We start from the raw sequence: 20,405 nt of genomic DNA on the forward strand, positions 1-20,405 counted from the left end.
TAGCCATGCAGATCTTTTTTTTGGTTGGAATCAAACATTCAGGTAAAAGCAATCTCGGTTCTTATGCAGCACACTTGCTCAAATCCGATCACACTGTCGAATTTGTGGATACCGATGATCTGGTGAAAATAAAAATCCCTCGTATGACCATTAGGGAATATTACCAACGTGAAGGTAAAGAGGCTTTTAAAAATTTGGAATTTTCTGCTTTGAAGGCTTACCTAGAAACCCTCTTGCATGATGATCCTACGATCCACATCATCGCTACCGGAGGTGGAGCCTCGGACAACAACCAACTTGTCACTCTTATGAAATCTTTTGGCACCATTATTTACCTCAATGTGCCACAAGAGACATTATTCTCACGAATCATGAAAGGTGGTGTTCCCCCTTTCTTGTCAGAAGATGATCCTGAGGGCTCCTTCAAACGACTCTATACCCACCGGGATGACCGATATAGGCAGATTTCCAATTATATGATAAGATTGTACGATTGCCAGACGGTACCGGAGAATGGGAAATTGTTGGCCAATTTTCTACGAAATTTGATAAGAAGCGAGGAACCATGTCAGGAAATATCTTTGGAAAATCAATCACCATAACGACTTTTGGAGAATCCCATGGAGAAGGCCTTGGTGTAGTAATCGATGGATTGGAGAGTGGCTTCTCCATTGATCTAGACCATCTACACCGACAAATGGATCGACGTCGACCTGGAGGGAATCCTTTAGGTACCAAGAGACGGGAACCCGATGCCATTGAAATTCTCTCCGGAGTTTTTGAAGGTAAGACCACGGGAACCCCCGTAGCCATCATCATTCGTAACACAAACCAAAGGTCGGGCGATTATAACGACATTTCCCGCATGTACAGACCTGGCCATGCAGATAATACTTGGCACCAGAAATTCGGTATTCGCGATTGGCGCGGAGGAGGTCGAAGCAGTGGTAGGGAGACAGCAGCCCGTCTTGCGGCTGGAGCTATCGCTCTTCAGATCCTTGCCAAAAAAGGTGTTCAAATCTCAGCTTATACTATCCAAATCGGAGATGTGATAGCCAGCAAACGCGACTATTCACAGATAGAAAAGAATCCTGTAAGTGCGCCGGATGCAGAAGCAGCTGTTCTCATGGAACAATTGATCGCCCAGGCAAGGGACGACCAAGATAGTGTGGGAGGTATTATAGAATGCCGTGTCACCGGTTTGCCAACAGGATTAGGTGAACCAGTTTTTGATAAGGCTGACGCCCTACTCGCCCATGCGATCATTTCGATCGGAGCTACAAAAGGTATTGAGTTTGGGGATGGCTTTGCAATGGCGACCAGACGTGGAAGTGAAAATAATGATCAGATGGATGATACAGGGTTCTTATCAAATCATGCTGGGGGAATCAATGGTGGAATCACCAATGGGGAACCACTCCTTTTTAGAACGGTGATAAAACCGACAGCGTCTATCGGCAAAGCCCAGCAGACTATCGATATCGATGGAAATAGTAGGAAGATAGTTGTGGAAGGAAGGCATGATCCTTGTATTTGTGTGAGGATTATTCCTGTCATAGAAGCCATGACAGCTCTTACACTTTTAGATTTGTGGTATCAGCAGAATGGAAGATAAACCTCTGATCATACAAAGCGATCTCAGCATGATGCTTGATGTACACTCCCCTTCTGCAGAGGCAGCAAGGAATGATCTTATTGCATTTTCTGAATTGGTGAAATCTCCTGAACATGTCCATACCTATGCTATCACGGCAATCAGCCTTTGGAATGCTGCTGCGGCAGGTGTTGGAGTCGAAGATGTTCTTAAAAGACTGCAGAAATGGTCTCGTTTTGCTCTTCCTGAGTCGGTGGTTTTCCATATTAAAGAAATTGGAGGACGGTTCGGAACATTTCTCCTCCTTCCTATCGAAGATGACCCCGATCACTATCTTTTAAAAATCGAACAGGAAAGATTCGTCCGTGAGATTATGGCACGGAAAGCAATTGCATCCATGTTGACCCCATATGGGGATGGCTTCAAGGTTACTGCTTACCAAAGGGGAGAATTGAAATTGCAGTTAATAAAGCTCAATTTCCCCGTTGACGATAGGATTCCTCTGGTACATGGGGAACCTGTTCCAGTTTCTTTTAGGGACGTCTCTTCACGAAATGTACCTTTTGTACTTCGTGACTATCAACGGCTCGCTGCGAATTCTGTGCTCGGAGATGGGGGCCCAGGAACCGGATACGGGACCATCGTACTTCCATGTGGCTCTGGAAAGACCATTGTAGGTATGGAAGTACTCACACGACTCTCTACCCGTACTCTCATACTCACCACTAATGTGGCGGCAGTACACCAATGGATAGCCGAGATTCTGGATAAATTGGATATAGATCCATCATTTGTAGGTGAATATTCAGGTGCGAAGAAAGAGATACGTCCCATTACGGTATGTACATATCAGGTCCTTACATGGAGACCGGATAAAGAGGCCGATTTCCCGCATATGCGTGTACTGAAAGAGGGGAATTGGGGTCTGATTATCTACGATGAAGTACACATGTTGCCAGCACCGGTTTTCAAGGTCACGGCTGAGCTACAGGCCGTGCACCGCGTTGGACTTACCGCAACACTTATACGCGAAGACCATAGAGAAGATGAAGTGTTTTCTCTCGTAGGACCCAAGCGGTATGATGTTCCCTGGAGCGAATTGGAGAACCAAGGCTGGATTGCTGAAGCTGAATGCACAGAAATTAGAGTACCGCTTCCTCAAGACCTAGAAATTCCTTATGCTATCGCAAATAAGCGAGAAAAATACCGAATCGCGAGTGAAAATAGGGATAAAATTCCGATAGTCCGAGATCTGATTGCAAACCATCCCCAAGATTTTATTCTTGTGATAGGACAATACCTCGATCAATTGAAAACTATAGCCAAGGAATTAGGGGCTCCCCTGATTACTGGTTCTACCGCCAATACGAAAAGAGATGAACTATATCGGCTATTTCGTGAAGGTAAAGAAAGGATCCTTGTCGTCTCGAAAGTTGCTAACTTTGCGATTGATCTTCCTGATGCCTCCGTAGCAATCCAAGTATCGGGAACATTCGGATCCAGACAAGAAGAAGCCCAGCGGTTGGGACGAATCTTGCGACCAAAAAAACAGAGTTCCCATTTCTACTCACTGGTAACCCGTTTTTCGTCAGAGGAAGAGTTCAGTGCGAATCGACAAAAATTCCTAACTGAACAGGGATATGCCTATCATGTGGAGGTATGGGAATGATACAAGATCAGGAAGCTGTTGGATTATGGGAACAATCCCTTACCATGTTGTCAGATACTGTCTATATGGATATAGTCAGAAATTTCATTGGGAAAATTCCTACGCCATTCCACAAACCCCAACTTACCAAACGGTTAACTAATCTGTTCTTGAATCCGCAGTTCAGACATAATATCATCGAAATGCTCTCAAAACAGGATATTCAATTGCTCTCAGCAACCCATATTCTGGGTTCGCCTACTCAAGATGAGGTCTGCGCCATTTTTAAGGGCCGATTACCATATGCAATTTTACTGAACAATATAGTGAATCTTGAAGAGCGGCTTCTCTTGGTTCCTAATCCTTACAGTACGAATAATCGTTGTGAAATACTGGTGAATCCCATTCTATTGGACCTGTTACAATCCAAAGCCCTCTCCTACGCTTCGATATTTGCCTCAATCGATTCCGAATCGCAGTCACAGGGATTTAGGCTTTCAGGTGCAAACCCAAGTATATTACAGGCTTTGGTAAGCCTCCATATCCATGAATCCTTAGGATCTGTTGAGAAGAGCTCCCGCTTATTGAAGAATAAATATGGACCGCTGGTATTCGGGACAGATAAAAACCAAAACATTGACGAGATTTTATATTACAACCGGTTGCTCTTCCATGAGAATATCATACGCCCCGATGGAAGAGGTTTTCGCATCGATTGGGAAAGATCCGAGAGATTGTTGCGCCTTGATCGTCACCAATTGCAGCTCAGACTTTTCATTTCAGCTTGGCATACCAATTTCCCGAGCCAAGGAAAAACCCAGATTTCTGACCATTCATTGCATGTATTATTTTCAGATTTGGTATCTTTCTTGCGGACTATCCCCCTTGATACTGAAGAAGATCTTGAAACAGCATGTAAATTTGTAGCATTTAGGAATAGGATTTCCCTTCCCGATACAAACCACATCGTTGCTATCCTTCGACAAATCGGACTTTCGGATCCTGTTTCCCAAGAAATCATTAATACTGACAGAGGCTCTACTAGACTGACTCCTACAATTGATAGCGATTTCTCGATATCATTTAGTAATGATTTAGAGACGATCGGGTCGAGGAATATTCTCCATATGATAGCGATTGCTAGAAAAGTCGATGTCGTAAGTTCTTATGAAATAAACAAACAGAGCATCATGAGAGGATTCGACCTTGGCTTATCAGTCGACGGAATCATCTCCTATTTGAAGGATTTGACCCATACGGATTTCAAACATCTTGAAAATCTTATTAAGCATTGGCGTGATGAATTCAACTCCATTACTATTTATGATGGGATTATCGTCAAGGCGGACGAAAGACAAAGTAGGATAATCGAAGCACTACCACAACTACAGGAACATATCATTGCTACTATCAGTACTGGACTTTTTCTTCTTTCTCGTTCTTCCGAAATCATATGGAGAGAAATTTTGACCGCCACCGGTATCGGCTTCTTGCCAAGTAGTATAACCGAAAAAGTTCAACCGGATAGGTCTCATGAATATTTCGATTTTCAAGAGTTGGAGACTCACACTCAACAGATTGGATTGTTGCCTCTGCATGTACCTAAACATCAAGACACTGCTCTTTCGAATCCATCGGAGAGGCTGAAGAAATCGATACTCTCAAAGACAAGTAACCCTTCTGAACGGGAAGAGATGCTTGCAAGGCTGGAAAGAAAACTTATTATTGTTCCTGAACAGATTACGGCAATACAAGGACCTAGCCAAACTATGCAGGCAAGTGGCTTTGACTATCAGGGAAAGATCAATTTATGTAAGGCTGCCGTTAATTCATCATCAGATCTATTAGAATTACACCTATTAGATGACATGGGCAATTCACAGATGATCTTGGCAGATGCGAAGGAATTTATCACTTCAGCCAAAGATCCCTCTATACGCGTGCAGGTACTTCCCGAGGGTGAGGAACGTTTGATTTCATTAAATACCCTATTCAAAGTAAGGAAATTACGCAGATCAGTCTTCTTCCAGATGTAGTGATTGCTCCAACCGTTTTGGATAGTGGTAACCAGTGAAGGCTTCGAACTGATGTTTTCCCTGTCGTATAAGCATGTCGATACCGAATAACAATCTACACCCTGACTCCAAAGCCCGTTGTAGCATCTTGGTATATTTGGGACGATACACCAGCTCATATACGACCTGATTCTTGTTGAAACGATAGCCTGGGATGGGATCACTTTCACTATCGGGAACCATTCCGACCGATGTAGTTTGCACTACCAAATCCACATGCTCATAGTCAGAAGCTTGTTCCAGGCTATCATACGAAGACATGGTTTCAAGAGCCAGATTCCTTGCCCTCTCTGTATTCCTGTTAATAATGGTTACTTTACACCCATGGTTTCGCAACGACCAGACAACTGCCCTTGCCGCACCTCCCGCTCCAATAACTAAAGCACTTTGAATCCTTTTCGCATCGATTTCAGAAACTAGAGGTTCAATGAATCCATAATAATCGGTATTCATACCCATCCACAAGTTCTTAGCCCTTACCACGGTGTTGCAGCTCCCGATTTGCTTAACTTCCCGGGTGATTTTTCCTAGATACGGTAATACTGTCTGTTTATGGGGTACAGTAACAGAGAATCCAGAGATATGAAGCATTTCCGCAAGAATGAAGAAAGATCTAACCGAGTCCACAAGAAATGGTAAATATATAGCATTGAAATTTATTCCCCAGAAACCTGGGTTTTGAATCCTTGGACTAAAAGAATGTAATACCGGATTGCCAATGACACCATAGATGTGGGTCCTCTCATCTACTTTATCTGCATGATAGAGTTCTTTCATCTGCTGGGCTGATATTTGGCCTGGAGCTACGGGATTTTCGGAACAATAGGTCCACAATGATCCCATTTTTCTATACAGGATACGCGAAGGTAACCCATACGGTCCCATTCCTAGGACAATCTTTTCTTCAACCGATTGCAGTTCAGTCCGAACTCTGAATAGTGTTATGAGATCCATGATAGAATTGGGAGTTACGGCAAGTTTGGGAATATCTCCCTTTGCTGAAATTTTTGAAATCTTGTGATAAATATCGGCAGGCAAGCCATTGAAATCATGTTTCGAACGTATGATGCGAATCCCTTTTGAACGGGCTTTTTGTTCAGCACCTGAACGTTTTACATCATCCTCGATATCCACATAGGCAAAATTACCGTCCAATACCGATTCCATGAGTGAAAGCCGACTTCGCTCCGATCCTGCGTAACGACCTCCATCAGATTGGCGGCGGATAGTCAGAATAACAGGTATATCGACCATTTCAGGAAACATTGCAGCTCGAACACGCGACGATTCATGGAGAAGATCGATCCTCAACTCCACGATATCAATATATTGACGATTCCGATTACATTGCGATACGTTTTCCTCAATTGTACTACCGGTCAGAACCAGACATATCATCGGAGTTCCTCCATCCAATTATTCGCTAGATGACGCTTTGAAGGACTCCTTGCATCCCGACGCGCCGTTGTGGTACGTTTTATCATACTCGTTACATCATGAATCTGCAACACCTTGGGGAAATACGGAGAGTCCATGGGAACATTACAGGTACAGAATATCAGCTTAGCATATGGCGACAGAGATCTCTTAGACAATGTCTCCTTTACGCTCTCTGATAAGGCAAGGGCAGCATTAGCTGGTGGAAATGGCTCTGGCAAATCAACGTTGTTGAGGATAATCACAGGTGAGATACATGGAGATAGTGGATCAATCGCCTCCTCAAAAGGCATGCGTATCTCCTATCTTCCACAAAGCGACATTGTCCATACCGGAAACTCGGTATTTATTGAGGTGGAAAAAGGATATTCACGGTTCTACCCGCTTCTTCAAAGGAAGATGGAGATCGAATCCCATCTTTCTCATGTGAATCAAGATGACAACCACACATCCTTACTCGAAGAGCTACACGAAATCCAAGAACAGTTAATGCATAGCTCCTACTACCGTAGGGAAGCTACAATCGAACAGATTCTCAAAGGTTTGGGTTTCCTGAGAAGTGATTTTCATCGTGCTTGTGAACAGTTCAGTGGCGGGTGGCAGATGAGAATCGCATTGGCAAAAGTACTAGTCGAAGATCCAGATGTCATGCTCCTCGATGAACCGACAAACTATCTCGATATCGAGGCTCGGATTTGGTTACGTAATTACCTTGGCCAATATCGTGGTTCAGTGATGATTGTAAGCCATGATCAGGATTTCCTAGACGACACGGTCAATGAAGTCTATGAATTGTTCAATGGGAATCTCACGAGATACAGTGGTAACTATACATCTTACCAAATGTTGCGGACCATGGAATTGGAGCAGTTGGCTAAGGCTTTCAAGAACCAGCAGAAAGAATTGGAAAAAACCGAACAATTCATAGAAAGATTTCGATATAAAGCTACTAAGGCAAAGCAGGTACAAAGTCGTGAAAAACAACTCGAGAAAGTTGAGATAATCCAGATACCTCAGCATCTGAAAAAACTCTCCTTCCGATTTCCCGATCCACCCCATAGTGGAAAGGATGTGATTTCTCTGGAAGAATTACACAAGAATTATGGAGATCTGGAAATTTTCGCTAGTCTGTCACTGATTATCAATAACGGAGACCGATTAGCTGTGACCGGTCGAAATGGTGCAGGCAAATCAACACTCCTTAGGATGATCGCCAAGGTGGACGATCTCTATGAAGGAGTTATTCGACTGGGCTCTGGAGTCAAGATTGGATATTTTGCCCAAGACACTGAACATACACTCAATCCCGATAACACGATCCTTCAAGAGGTTGAATCCATTGCAGCAACCTCGGACATCCCCAGATTAAGAAGTCTATTGGGCTCTTTCCTATTTAGTGATGATGATATCGACAAGAAGGTAGCTGTCCTCAGTGGCGGAGAGAGGAGTCGGCTTGCACTACTGAAAATACTCTTGCATCCAGCAAATCTCTTGATTCTTGACGAACCCACAAACCATCTGGATATTAACGCGAAAAATGTCCTTCTTGAAGCCTTGAGGCAATACAAGGGGACTGTAGTCTTTGTTTCTCACGATACCCATTTTATCAAGAATATTGCTAATCGCATCCTCTATTTGAGCGAGAACGAACCTGAATTGTTTGAGGGTGACTACGAATATTTTTCTTGGAAATTGGAACAGAAAGAGGCTTTCGAACAATTATCCGATAAGGAACGTACAACGATCAGCCAAGAAAAGATCGAAGCAAAGGAAGAATCTGTCGTTTCTTGGAAAGAGACGAATAGAATGAAGAATCGATTGCGAAATCTGCACAAGGAAAGTGATGACTTGTTAGAGAAGATTGGAACCATAACTGGATCCATTCAGAGCGTGATTGAGGATATGGCTCTTGAAGAGAATTATTCGGATAGTGAATCCATTACCAGTTTGATCACTAAAAAAGGTCAATTGGAAACCAAACACACGAGTCTCGAAAGCCATTGGTTCTCTTTGCAAGACGAAATCGAAGAACTGGAGAACAAACTTGGAAGTTGATAACGAACAACTAACCACAGGTCCGACTCCATTGAGCAGTAATGAAATTACTACGCTTAAGGATTATCCAATTAAGGAATATCTCCCTGAACTGATTCTGGCTTCCCAATCCGTAGCTAGGAAATCATTATTAGAGTCATATGGATGCATTGTCCATGTACATCCCACCCATAGTGACGAAGACCATGGAGGTTCGGCTGGTTTACAAGTAGTAAAGGAACTTGCCGAACGGAAACTCAGAATCTACCTCACCAAAGATCCTTCTCCAACCTTCCCGGTGTTGGCGGCAGATACGTTAATTTGTTTCAATGGAGCACTCGTTGGAAAAGCGGAAAACTACAGAGAAGCAAGGGCTCAATTGATCCAATTTAGTGGAAAGTCTCATCAAGTGTGTTCTGGATTTGCATTATACCTCCCCCAACAAGGAACATCGCGAGGCTCTGTGATTAGTGGAAGCGACCAAAGTATCGTCACGTTCAATGAATTGAAGAAATATGAGATCGAAACCTATCTTGAAGGCGGTGATTGGAAAGGTGCGGCGGGTTCTTACCGTATACAAGGTGAGGCCAAAAAGTTTATCAGTGCGGTTACTGGTGATTTTACGACCGTAGTGGGCTTGCCAATACAGGCGATTTCTGCCATATTATCTTCACCGGACAGTCTTTGACTGTACGGAATATCCACCATATGGTGAGAAATAGCGAAGGGGACGGGTAAATGAAGCATGATTTCATGTCATAACCCGTCACAGGAGGAATTGTGTCCGTAGTAACCATGAAAAGCCTGCTTGAATCAGGCGTACATTTTGGTCATCAGACCAAAAGATGGAATCCCAAGATGGCCCGCTTTATCTTCTCTGAAAGAAACGGGATACACATCATCGACTTGCAGAAGACTAGCGCATGTATTGTAGAAGCCTATGATGCTGTCAGAAGCCAAGTCAAACAAGGTAAGTCAATTTTGTTCATCGGAACAAAGAAGCAAGCCCAACAGACCATTGAGAATGAAGCAAAACGTTGTGGCATGCCTTACGTCAACAATCGTTGGCTCGGCGGTATGCTGACTAACTTCACTACAATCAAGAAATCCATCAACAGACTCAAGAAACTTGAAAAAGAAGAAGTTGACGGTACATTCGATAGTTATACCAAAAAAGAAATTGCTCTTCACCTCAAGGAAAAGTCTAAGCTCGAGAAAAACCTTGGCGGTATCAAAGAAATGAAAGATTTGCCTGGTGCTATCTTCATCATCGATACAAAAAAAGAGGCTATCGCTGTAGCAGAAGCAAAACGCCTTGGCATCCCTATTATCGCTGTTGTCGATACCAACTGTGATCCTACAAATATTGATTATCCAATCCCCGGAAATGATGATGCTATCCGTGCCATCAGCTTGTTCGTAGAGATTATTGCAAACGCAGTTGTCGATGCAGATAAGGAAGTCGGCATCGAGATTATCGAAACGCTTCCAGAAATCGAAAGTGATGAGAATGGAAAATCGGAAGATGAATCTGAAGAGGAGAAGGAAGAGGTAGTCTTCGCAACCGATGAAGAAGAACCCGATTATACCAAATTCGAAGTCGCAGAAGAAGAGAAGAAGGAAGAGGTTGAGGAAGAGGTTTCCAAGGTAAAAGCAGTCAAGGTTACCGAAGGTGGCATTGAAGTTGCCGAAGAAATCCTCTACGAAGACTAATCAAACCAAGGAGAATACTGTGGAAATTACCGCTGATATTGTAAAGAAATTGCGAGACGCTACTGGCGCTGGCATGATGGATTGTAAAAAGGCTCTTGTTAAGGCAGAAGGCGATTTTGCCCAAGCAGAGAAGATTTTAAAGGAAATGGGTCTTGCGGCAGTCGCCAAGAGAGCTGGACGTGCTACTAATAATGGCCGTGCTTTCACTCTGGTGAAAAATGGTAAAGCTGTGATCCTTGAGATGGCTTGTGAGACCGACTTTGTAGCCAGGAATAAAGACTTCATTGCACTTGGAGAGGAACTTTGTGAGGACGTTATCGCTAACGGTTACACTGGTATCGTGCCCGAGATGGAGGCCAAAGTCCAGGAGTTGATAACCAAGATCAAAGAAAACATGTCCCTTAAGCGCGTCAAGGTTTTGGACGTTGCTGACAACCAATTGGTTTCGGAATATGTCCATGGAGAAGGTTCATTAGCAGTCTTGGTGGAGCTTGAGTCTGATAAACCCGAAGCATTGAAGAACGATGTTGTCAAAGAATTTGCTTTTGATTGTGCATTGCATGTGGCAGCTTTCTCTCCAAGATATTTGACCAGTTCTGTTGTAGATAAGGATTATGTCAAAGAACAGACAGAGATTTTCACTACGCAAACTTTAGCCCTCGGCAAACCTGAGAAGGTTGTACCTGGTATCGTTCAAGGTAAATTGAACAAGCATTTCAGTGAAATCTGTTTCCTCCAACAACCGTTTGTTAAGGATGATTCCCAATCTGTGGAAAAAGTTCTTGCAAACATCTCCAAAGAAGTAGGAGCCAAACTTTCAATAATCGGCTATACCAACTTCCGTGTTGGAGTCGACGAATAATTTCAGTATAGATTACCGCTCAGATTTCGTATCTGGGCGGTACCTTTTTTGGAGGTGCGAAATGCATACGGTTTTAGAGACATGTGAAACAAAAATGAAGAAAAGTGTGGTAGCTCTTACCAATGAATATGGTGCTCTGAGAACAGGACGTGCCTCGGCCGCTTTGTTCGATAAAATCAAGGTAGATTATTATGGTCAAGAGACTCCACTTTCCCAGGTTGCTTCAATTTCTATCCCGGAGGCTCGTCTGGTAGTCATACAACCTTGGGACAAGACACTTCTTGCACCAATTGAAAGGGCGATACTCAAATCAGAGCTCTCCCTGAATCCGAATAATGATGGAAAATTACTGAGAATCAACTTCCCTCCCCTTACTGAGGAACGTCGAAAGGAACTGGCAAAAAATGCCAAGGCAATTGCTGAACAGAGTAAGATTGCTATCAGAAATATCCGCCGTGATGCAATTGATGAAATCAAGAAATTACAGAAGTCGGGAGATATTTCTGAGGATGAGCAAAAAGACCTTGAGACCAAAACCCAGAATTTGACCGATTCCTATGTCGCCCAGATATCTGACCTAGCTACTGAAAAAGAAAAAGAAATACTGGAAATCTGATCGTGGCATTAGGAAAAGTTAACAATATAGCTCCTGTTGGTACCGAACTCTATCCCTCCCATGTTGGAATCATTATGGATGGTAATGGAAGATGGGCTACCAAACGGGGACTGCCACGTACTGCCGGGCATTATGAAGGTGTCAAGGCTGCGAAACGTATCACAACTGAAGCTTCTCGATTAGGCATACCGTATCTGACCTACTATGTCTTCTCTACTGAAAATTGGAAAAGGCCACAGAAAGAGGTAGACTATTTGATGAACCTTCTGGCAACACGTTTGTATAGTGAAGTCGATTTTTACAAGCGTGTTGGAGCCAGGGTTCTCATACGGGGAGATTTCGAAAAACTTAATAACGCAGCTCGGGATGCAATCATTGCTACCCAAGAGGCTACAGCGGACTTGGATAGACTTGTCGTATCGCTTGCTATCAACCATGGCGGTCATGATGAAATCGTTCGTTCCATCAACCGTTGGCTTAAAACCAGAAATGGTGACACGCCAATTTCAGAAACCGATATCCGTAGCAATCTAGATCTTTCGTTTATTCCACCAGTCGATCTTATCATCCGTTCAGGAGGCGAAAAACGACTGAGTAACTTTATGCTTTGGGATGCTGCCTATGCCGAATTTGCATTCTATGATACACTTTGGCCCGATTGGGGTGCGAAAGAATTGAAGTCCGCATGTGATGATTTCGCTAAGAGGGCTCGGAGATTCGGAGGGGTCGATTCATGACTAGCTTTGGGAAGCGCTTGCTTCTAACCTTGACCAGTGTTCCCGCACTGTTCAGTCTTATATACTTTTTCCCACAGTTTCACCATTTGGGTTTTGCAATATTGACCCTTTTAGCTGTATTTACTGGAAGCTATGAAATCAAGGGGATTCTTTTCGAGAAGGAAAACAATCCTTTGATACCATTCTGGCTTACTATGGCTCTGCCTGCAGTGCAATTCATTGAATTGATATACTTTCCACAATCACCGCTTTTAATTGTTACTCTCATGATTCTTTTTACCATCGGCTTCACTAAAGAGATTTTTATTGGTGGAAGCGATGGATTCGCCTCAACAATCGATAGAATTTCCCGCACTGTTTTTCTTATCATCTATCCTGGTTTCTTTTCTGTTTTCCTCATACGCCTTCTCATGTTTGAACAAAGCACGCTCCTATTGCTCATGCTTTTCTTACTCGTGTTTGGAAACGATACGTTCGCATATATCTTTGGTATGTGGTTGGGAAAAAGCAATCGTAATATTTTTACTGTCAGTCCTAACAAGAGCCTTGCCGGTTTTATCGGTGGTATTGCCTCAAGTATAACCATTGCTGTCCTTTGGATATCCTTCATTCCTGCAATGGCCCGAATGTTCAACATTATTGAGGGAATTGCCTTGGGATTGGTTGTCTCGATCATTAGCAATATTGGCGATTTGATAGAATCCGCCCTTAAACGCGGCGCAAATGTCAAGGATTCGGGAACTATCATAATGGGAAGAGGTGGAATCATGGATTCGATCGATTCCCTGCTCATCAGCGCACCTTTTTTCCTTATCCTCATAGAATTACTTTCTTAGAGGGATGAATATGGGTGTACGCGAAAAAAGGAAGATCATTATCCTCGGTTGCACAGGAAGTATTGGTACTACAGCCTTGCAAGCGTTACTGCCATATGTGAAAGATTTCGAAATTGTAGGATTGAGCGCCCATTCATCCTATAAGGACCTCATCCATATAGCGAACCAATGGAACTGTAATACCATTTGCCTATCCAAGGAAGATCCATCCCTTTATGAGAAAGAACAGCTCCCACCCGGTCTAGTTTTCTATACCGGTAAAGATGGTCTGTTGGATATGATACGTAATACCAAAGCCGATATCGTTTTGAATGGTATAGCAGGCTCTAGTGGTTTAGCCCCAACTTTCGCAGCTATCGAGAGTAATAAAAACGTTGCATTAGCTAACAAAGAGAGTATCGTCATGGCTGGGAACCTTCTCTTTTCCCACGCAAGAAATCTTGGAGTTACGATCATTCCAGTTGATAGCGAGCACAGTACTATCGATGCACTTATTCAAGCACATGGAATAAAAAATATTCAAAAACTAGTAATTACAGCTTCTGGTGGACCATTCAGGAATTTCTCTGCTGACCAAATGGAGAATATTACGGTAGCTATGGCCGTTTCCCATCCCACATGGCAAATGGGAGCGAAAATTTCCATAGATTCAGCAACTTTGGCAAATAAAGGACTCGAGGTAATAGAAGCTTCTTACCTATTCGGATTCGATTCCAAGAATATTGAAGTCGTAATCCACCCTCAGAGTATCGTCCATTCCATGATAAGGCTGCACAATGGTGCAGTCTATGGCCAATTGTCACCACCTGATATGGCTTTGCCTATCATGTCTGCAATCGCCGATTCTCATATCCATTTAAAGGATATCGTCAAACCTCTTGATTTCACATCTTTGACACTTCAATTCATGAAGCCCGATTTTGATAGATTTCCACTTCTTAAGATTGCGTTCGAAGCCATCGAAAAAAAAGCAAGTTATCCCATAGCATTCAACGCAGCCAATGAAATAGCGGTCCAAGCTTTCATCGACGAAATGATCGACTTCAATCAGATAGCTACCGTTGTTAAAGCAACCTTCGAACACGACTGGTCAATGACGTATACTTCGCTAGATGAAATCGTATTGATCGATTCATCTGTTAGGACCTTAGCAAGACATGTTATTAGGGGACTGGTAGAATGAGCAATCTCGTCTCCTTTATAATCGGAGTATTGAGTATTTCCCTTATGGTGACCATCCATGAGACAGGCCACTTTTTATTTGCGAGATTATCTGGTATTTCAGTAGAGGTATACGCAATCGGTTGGGGTAAAGCACTGAAGAAATGGCGCTCAGGTGGTACGGAGTATCGTATCAACCTTTTTCCCCTCGGAGGGTATTGCAGACTAAAAGGATCTGAAGATCTGCAACAGTCATTACATTCTGGGGGCAATGAGTTCTCGAATATTGCACCGGGATCATTATTCGCCATATCTCCATTAAAACGAATTCCTACATATATTGCCGGGCCATTGTTCAACTTGGCTTTTGCAGTAATACTCTTTATTCCTTTTTTAATGATGGATTATCAGAGTTATGCAGAACCAAATCGAATCGTCGTTTCCAGTGACCATCCTGCAGTATTCAACCAAGATGTAGACTATAGAAACGCAGCTCACCAGGGGGGAATGAAAAGTGGTGATGTTATCCTTAGTATAGACGGAGAACCTGTTTCAGATTTTGTCGAAATCAGAAACCTCCTTTCCAAGAAAGAAGTAAATTCCCCTACCCGTTTCACTATTGATAGAGATGGTCGCATTATGGAGTTTGATATTGTTCCCGAATATGATGTAGAACAAAACAGACCTCTCTTTGGTGTAACATCTTTCATCGTCCCTACCATAGGCACTATTGAAGAGCTGTCTCCCGAATCAAGCACTTCCATGGCTGTAGGAGATACCATTATTTCAGTACAGGGAAAACCAGTAGCCCAAACTGTTGCAGTTATGGATGAACTGTCGGATAATCCACAGGTACTTAAGTTAACCCTACGCAATAGCGATGGTATAGAGAAAACTGTTTCATACATCCCTCAAAAAGATAACACAGGGAAAAATTCGTATGGTTTTTCTTTCTCAGTTCCTATAAGAACCAATGATGGTCTTCCTTTCCGAAAAGCTATATCACAGGCTTTCTCGACAACATTTTCTTCAATTCGAGAGACTATTCAACTGATTCCATCTCTTTTCAAGGATTCTTCACTACAGAATTCTCTTGCTGGGCCACTGAGGATCTCGTATGTAATCGGTGAAATGCGTAATTCCGGAATTCGGGTAATGCTACATCTTTTGGCTATGGTGAGTATCTCTTTGGGAATTACCAACCTACTCCCAATTCCTGGTCTTGATGGTGGTGCGATCTTATTGAGTCTGGTCGAATTCATTCGGGGCAAGCGAGTAAGTCCCAAATGGTATGTTCGTTTCCAGGCAGTTGGGATGTCTTTTCTTTTGTTTATTATGATATTGGTTCTTTTATCAGATTTACGGTTCTTTTTAATAGGACCCTGAAGAACGCTCAATGTCTACAAATCGAACTAATTGATTCTGGAAGCCCATGGTAATTACACCGGTTTCGCCATTTCTCTGTTTTGCAAGGATAACTTTTGTTTCCTGTACAGGGAATCCTTGGATAGTTTGGGGAGCCTGCTGATTGGAATTGCCGTTTCTACCCTCTTTATCATTCCCCGAAAGGTCGGCCAAACGGTCACGATGTAGTAAAATTACAACATCGGCATCCTGCTCCACAGACCCCGATTCCCTAAGATTAGCCAGATTCGGTTCTTTGCCCTCAGCATCACGGGACACCTGTGATAACGCGACAATAGGAATCTGTAACTCCCTGGACAATGATTTTAGAGATCTTGATATCTCTGCGACTTGCTCATGCCGAGGTACATTAGCCTTGGATTCAGGATTAATCAAACTGATATAGTCTATAAAAAGGATTTTAATATCCTTTTCTCGTTTCATCCTACGAGCTTGGCTGCGAAGATCAAGAAGTTTAATGTTCGGAGTGTCTTGGATATACAATTTGCCTTCATATATTCGACTTGCCGCATCTACAATATTGACCATATCCTGGCTTCGCAAAATTGCCGAACGAATTCTCTTGGAATCAACTCTAGCTTCTGCTGCCAAAATACGTTCCATAATAGCCATACTTGTCATTTCAGCAGAGAAAAAGCCTGTTGGAATCTTTCGTTTGATAGCTATATCGACTGCCATGGAGATGGCAAAGGCGGTCTTACCAACCGATGGTCTCGCACCAATTACGATGAACTCGGCAGGTTGGAACCCTCCAGTCATCTCATCCAATTGAATAAAGCCAGTTTTTACTCCGTCAATATTTCCGTGTTTTGCCCTCTCCATCAGACGGTCTACGGTCTTATTTACAAGAATTGAGCTCTCTTGGTATTTCTCAGTAAAAGTACCGCTACTGGCTTGAAGGTCACTGAGTTTCCTCTCGCTTTCATCGAGTACATTGGCAATTTCTTGGGATTCGTCGAATATTTCTTCCTGTAGCTTTCCGCTCAACTCCAACAACGCTCTTCGGAGACTATGAGAACGTACGATGTTTGCATAATAGACAGCATTAGATGTTGTGGGTACGTCACTAGTAAGCGATGCTACATATGCCATACCACCGGTGAGGTCCAAGAGATTCTTAGACCTCAAATAATCGGTGATTGTTATTAGATCGATGGTTTGGCTACTGTGTTCCTGATGGAAAGCTAGGATGGCATCGAATAAGACCTGATGTCCAGGCTTGTAAAAATCGTCTTTCCGTAACACCTCCGAGACTTCACTGAACGCAGTACTACTGAGCAAGACTGCTCCGAGCACTGCACGTTCAGCATCGTCGTTATGGGGAGGGATACGCCCAGCCGACAGATAAGATGCCATCTTAGAGACTATTCCTCATCATCTTCATCCAGGTCGTCTTCATCGGCACCTTCGGCACCGTAGAGTTCTTCCTCGACTACTTCCTCTTCAACTACTTCAGTTTTCCCGGCTTCTGCCTTTGCTGCAGCTGCTGCTGCCTTAGCTTCTGCCTTTTCGATCGCAGCCTTTTCAGCTTCCTGCTTCTTAATGGCATTCTCACTGACTACTTCGATCTTTACCTGTGCACTCTCACCTTCATAAAGACGAACCTTCACTGAGTAAGATCCTACCATCTTGATGGCATGGGTTGCGACTTCGATCCGTTTTCTCTCGACTTCGATACCCTCTTTGGCCAAAGCTTCCTGGATCATAGCATTGGTAACAGAACCGAAAAGTTTACCGGATTCTCCAGCTGAAACAGCCAAGGTCAGAGACATCTCATCGAGACGGTCTTTCAAACTAGCCGCAGCCTTTCGCTTCTCTTCCTTTCTTTTCTCAATAGCAGCTGCACGACTTGCGAAAAGTGCTTGGTTAGCCTTATTCGACAATACAGCATACCCTTTGGGAAGAAGGTAGTTACGTGCATAGCCATCTTTGACAACTACAATATCCCCTTCTTCACCGAGATTATGAACATCCTGGTTCAATATGATTTTCATAGAATGTATCTCCTTATGCAATCTTTCTATACCCGATCCACGTTTCCGATACGCCCAATAGGGGCAAAACCGCCAACGGGATCACATTCACACCTGGTAACATGACCAACAGGAATGAGAGGAAAAAGATCCTCGTAGCCGTCGCTCCCGGATTTCTTTTCCGGACAAGAAATGCCAGTATCGAAACTCCCTGCACCATATAGAGCAAGGTAGCCGACAAAGCAATATTCCAAGCGAGGCTTTCCAGCACAGGCATGTCAACAACAAGAGTTGCCAGTACAACGGTCCATCCACCGAGAAAAATCCAAACAGAAATTTCCGGCAAATGCCAACGTGCCATCCGATCCTGGTAAGACCATTGGGCTCTATGTATCAGTAGTTCACTGATAAGTACCGAAAGGCCAAACTGCCCAATAAAAATAGGCAGGAATCCCAGTTTCACCAAGGATACGACTGCATTAAACAAAGTTTGTGCATCCATACCCAAAGGCACTTGATCACCAAATAGACTCGGCACCATGGCTTCCACAATCTGCTTGTAAGTATTTGCGGTAGCTATCGCCGATTCCGACTCTCCAGAGAGCCAGAACAACAACCCTATCCCAATTATGGCCGCGAACGAGGAGGAAAAAAGCAATCGCTTCAACATCCCCTCCATTTGCAATCCAATCCATATCCCGGCACCTACAAGCAGTGATAGCGGCATAAAAAAGGCAACCACCAATGCACCGGCAACCGAAATATCCTGTAAAAAACCTCCCAGACCTACCAACTGTGACCCTATTAAGAATAAAGCCACCAAAACAACTGGCAACAAAGCCAATCGGTTAGGCCGGAATTGTGGTGCGAAGAACAGCAAGGGAACGATAAACAGCGTAGATGAAGCAGCTACCCGGTACAATACCAACGAAAGTACGACAGCCAGCACACCTGAACGCAGCATTACCAAGGTCTGCCGTTCCATAGCATCCCCTATTTGCGATCGAACGGCAAGTAAGCCAAAACTCTGGCCCGCTTGATTTCGGTGGTGAGGGCTCGCTGGTGTTTTGCACAGGTACCGGTTATCCGGCTGGGAAGGATTTTCCCACGCTCTGTCACATACCTTCTCAACAGATCGGGGTTCTTATAGTCGGCAACCAGATTCTGGGTACAGAACTTACAAACCTTTTTCTTGAAGGGTCCTCTCCGATTTCCAAAACGACGATCTCTCGAGTTGTTTCCGCCTCTTCCGTCGTTACTATCATTCTTATTCATATTGTCTCTATCCTCACGCATAGTATCTCTACTCCTATCTCCAATTAGAATGGGATATCATCATCAAACTGTTCAGGTCCAGGGAAACCGGTTGGTGCCGACGGCATATTACCATTCCCTTTCTGTTGGAATCCTCCCGAGTTGCGATTGACTTGGTCTTGGGGACCTCTATAATCGGTAGAACCAGAAGCATTGCCTCCTGAAGAACCTCCCAGCAACTGAATGTTGTTGGCTACGACCTCAATCCTGCTCCTGCTCTGTCCTTCCTGTTCCCAGCGGCTCTGTCGCAACTCACCTTGGACACATACTTGACGTCCTTTGGTAAGGTATGGATTCAGTACCTCAGCCTGCTTACCCCATACTGTGATATCGAAAAAACTCACCTCTTCCTCCCGCTGGTCACCAGACCTCTTCATACGGTTAACAGCCAAGGAAAATCTGCCTATTGCAGTACCACTGTTGGTGAATCTTAATTCGCTCTCACGTGTGAGACGGCCGACGAGCACTACGATATTGGTGTCATTCGCCATAATGTACCACTCCGTTATGAGACTTGGTCGTTCTTATTAACGAACAAGAATTTCAATACGGGTACCATAAGCTTGAAGGAGTTGTTGAACCCATTGATGATGGATGGGTCGGCCTTCAATTCAAAATAGTAGTAGTGACCTTTGTCTTGCTTGCGGATGGGGTATGCAAGGTTTCGCACTCCCATATCTTCTTGCTTGGTAATCTCAACTTGTGCGGATTTGAGCTCCGCGAGAATCAAGTCAAGACCTTTTGCCGTCTGATCTTCATTGGAATCGAAGATGACGGTGAATTCATAGTTTCTCATAGTTCCTCCTTACGGACTATATGATCCACTCACAGTGGATAAAGAGGTCAAAATAACCTACCATAAGTAATTCTTTTGGTCAAGGAGCCAGTCGAATGCTTGTTACGAAATCGAGTAGGCGGGGACCGCTAGGTCCCAACCTCTCACACCACCGTACATGCCGTTCGGCATACGGCGGTTCAAC

At 43.7% G+C, this 20,405-nt stretch carries 20 protein-coding genes; 13 read left to right on the plus strand and 7 right to left on the minus strand.

The genetic code is table 11. The features are described 5' to 3' along the window. The first annotated feature begins 5 nt into the window (after nucleotides 1–5). Genes ACODJP_RS09380 through ACODJP_RS09395 form a run of 4 tightly spaced genes read left to right on the plus strand, consistent with a single transcriptional unit; the run spans nucleotide 6 to nucleotide 5,278 of the window. Nucleotides 6–602 carry a shikimate kinase gene (locus ACODJP_RS09380; protein WP_422480826.1) on the plus strand — a complete coding sequence of 199 codons (597 nt, stop codon included), beginning with the start codon at nucleotides 6–8 and terminating at the stop codon, nucleotides 600–602. Beyond that, a complete protein-coding gene (aroC, locus tag ACODJP_RS09385; protein WP_422480828.1) occupies nucleotides 566–1,615 on the plus strand; it encodes a chorismate synthase in 1,050 nt (349 codons plus the stop codon). The genes ACODJP_RS09380 and aroC overlap by 37 nt, the downstream gene beginning before the upstream one ends. Continuing rightward, complete coding sequence (locus ACODJP_RS09390) at nucleotides 1,605–3,263, plus strand: DNA repair helicase XPB (protein ID WP_422480830.1); 1,659 nt, start codon at nucleotides 1,605–1,607, stop codon at nucleotides 3,261–3,263. The genes aroC and ACODJP_RS09390 overlap by 11 nt, the downstream gene beginning before the upstream one ends. Further along, nucleotides 3,260–5,278: a hypothetical protein gene (locus tag ACODJP_RS09395; protein WP_422480832.1), complete on the plus strand. Its 2,019-nt coding sequence runs from the start codon at nucleotides 3,260–3,262 to the stop codon at nucleotides 5,276–5,278. The genes ACODJP_RS09390 and ACODJP_RS09395 overlap by 4 nt, the downstream gene beginning before the upstream one ends. On the opposite strand, the gene aroE is transcribed toward ACODJP_RS09395, so the two are convergent. After that, complete coding sequence (aroE, locus tag ACODJP_RS09400) at nucleotides 5,258–6,715, minus strand: shikimate dehydrogenase (protein ID WP_422480834.1); 1,458 nt, start codon at nucleotides 6,713–6,715, stop codon at nucleotides 5,258–5,260. The two genes, ACODJP_RS09395 and aroE, sit on opposite strands and share 21 nt — an antisense overlap. 135 nt (nucleotides 6,716–6,850) lie before the next feature. Here aroE and abc-f point away from each other — a divergent pair, with 135 nt between their 5' ends. The 9 genes from abc-f (at nucleotide 6,851) to rseP (ending at nucleotide 16,099) form a co-directional block, all read left to right on the plus strand. Next, nucleotides 6,851–8,809 carry a ribosomal protection-like ABC-F family protein gene (abc-f, locus tag ACODJP_RS09405; protein ID WP_422480835.1) on the plus strand — a complete coding sequence of 653 codons (1,959 nt, stop codon included), beginning with the start codon at nucleotides 6,851–6,853 and terminating at the stop codon, nucleotides 8,807–8,809. Next, nucleotides 8,799–9,476 (plus strand): Maf family protein, encoded by a 678-nt coding sequence (locus ACODJP_RS09410; protein WP_422480837.1) that lies wholly within the window; start codon nucleotides 8,799–8,801, stop codon nucleotides 9,474–9,476. Before abc-f ends, ACODJP_RS09410 begins: the two co-directional genes overlap by 11 nt. A 92-nt stretch (nucleotides 9,477–9,568) precedes the next feature. After that, a complete protein-coding gene (gene rpsB / locus ACODJP_RS09415) occupies nucleotides 9,569–10,501 on the plus strand; it encodes a 30S ribosomal protein S2 (RefSeq protein WP_422480839.1) in 933 nt (310 codons plus the stop codon). Between the two features lie 19 nt (nucleotides 10,502–10,520). Further along, on the plus strand, nucleotides 10,521–11,363 hold the full coding sequence (gene tsf / locus ACODJP_RS09420) for a translation elongation factor Ts (RefSeq protein WP_422480841.1): 843 nt from the start codon (nucleotides 10,521–10,523) through the stop codon (nucleotides 11,361–11,363). Nucleotides 11,364–11,424: 61 nt separating this feature from the next. After that, nucleotides 11,425–11,979 carry a ribosome recycling factor gene (gene frr, locus ACODJP_RS09425; protein ID WP_422480843.1) on the plus strand — a complete coding sequence of 185 codons (555 nt, stop codon included), beginning with the start codon at nucleotides 11,425–11,427 and terminating at the stop codon, nucleotides 11,977–11,979. A gap of 2 nt (nucleotides 11,980–11,981) precedes the next feature. Then, nucleotides 11,982–12,716: a polyprenyl diphosphate synthase gene (gene uppS, locus ACODJP_RS09430; protein ID WP_422480845.1), complete on the plus strand. Its 735-nt coding sequence runs from the start codon at nucleotides 11,982–11,984 to the stop codon at nucleotides 12,714–12,716. Beyond that, a complete protein-coding gene (locus ACODJP_RS09435; RefSeq protein WP_422480847.1) occupies nucleotides 12,713–13,552 on the plus strand; it encodes a phosphatidate cytidylyltransferase in 840 nt (279 codons plus the stop codon). Before uppS ends, ACODJP_RS09435 begins: the two co-directional genes overlap by 4 nt. Before the next feature lie 10 nt (nucleotides 13,553–13,562). Then, nucleotides 13,563–14,735, plus strand: coding sequence for a 1-deoxy-D-xylulose-5-phosphate reductoisomerase (dxr, locus tag ACODJP_RS09440; RefSeq protein WP_422480849.1), 1,173 nt, complete (start codon nucleotides 13,563–13,565; stop codon nucleotides 14,733–14,735). Continuing rightward, entirely contained in the window at nucleotides 14,732–16,099 is a 1,368-nt protein-coding gene (rseP, locus tag ACODJP_RS09445) for an RIP metalloprotease RseP (protein ID WP_422480851.1), read from the plus strand. The genes dxr and rseP overlap by 4 nt, the downstream gene beginning before the upstream one ends. On the opposite strand, the gene dnaB is transcribed toward rseP, so the two are convergent. Genes dnaB through rpsF form a run of 6 tightly spaced genes read right to left on the minus strand, consistent with a single transcriptional unit; the run spans nucleotide 16,085 to nucleotide 20,221 of the window. Beyond that, nucleotides 16,085–17,494, minus strand: coding sequence for a replicative DNA helicase (gene dnaB / locus ACODJP_RS09450; RefSeq protein ID WP_422480853.1), 1,410 nt, complete (start codon nucleotides 17,492–17,494; stop codon nucleotides 16,085–16,087). The two genes, rseP and dnaB, sit on opposite strands and share 15 nt — an antisense overlap. A gap of 8 nt (nucleotides 17,495–17,502) precedes the next feature. After that, entirely contained in the window at nucleotides 17,503–18,132 is a 630-nt protein-coding gene (gene rplI / locus ACODJP_RS09455) for a 50S ribosomal protein L9 (RefSeq protein ID WP_422480855.1), read from the minus strand. Nucleotides 18,133–18,145: 13 nt separating this feature from the next. After that, nucleotides 18,146–19,096 carry a hypothetical protein gene (locus ACODJP_RS09460; RefSeq protein WP_422480857.1) on the minus strand — a complete coding sequence of 317 codons (951 nt, stop codon included), beginning with the start codon at nucleotides 19,094–19,096 and terminating at the stop codon, nucleotides 18,146–18,148. A gap of 8 nt (nucleotides 19,097–19,104) precedes the next feature. Beyond that, on the minus strand, nucleotides 19,105–19,407 hold the full coding sequence (gene rpsR / locus ACODJP_RS09465; RefSeq protein ID WP_422480859.1) for a 30S ribosomal protein S18: 303 nt from the start codon (nucleotides 19,405–19,407) through the stop codon (nucleotides 19,105–19,107). A 23-nt stretch (nucleotides 19,408–19,430) separates the two neighbouring features. Next, the gene (ssb, locus tag ACODJP_RS09470) at nucleotides 19,431–19,916 is read right to left on the minus strand and encodes a single-stranded DNA-binding protein (RefSeq protein ID WP_422480861.1); all 486 of its coding nucleotides are present in this window, start codon (nucleotides 19,914–19,916) and stop codon (nucleotides 19,431–19,433) included. A 14-nt stretch (nucleotides 19,917–19,930) separates the two neighbouring features. After that, nucleotides 19,931–20,221: a 30S ribosomal protein S6 gene (gene rpsF, locus ACODJP_RS09475; RefSeq protein WP_422480863.1), complete on the minus strand. Its 291-nt coding sequence runs from the start codon at nucleotides 20,219–20,221 to the stop codon at nucleotides 19,931–19,933. Nucleotides 20,222–20,405: the final 184 nt, after the last annotated feature.

Source organism: Pleomorphochaeta sp. DL1XJH-081, from assembly GCF_049310885.1.
Taxonomy (GTDB): domain Bacteria; phylum Spirochaetota; class Spirochaetia; order Sphaerochaetales; family Sphaerochaetaceae; genus CAYZJV01.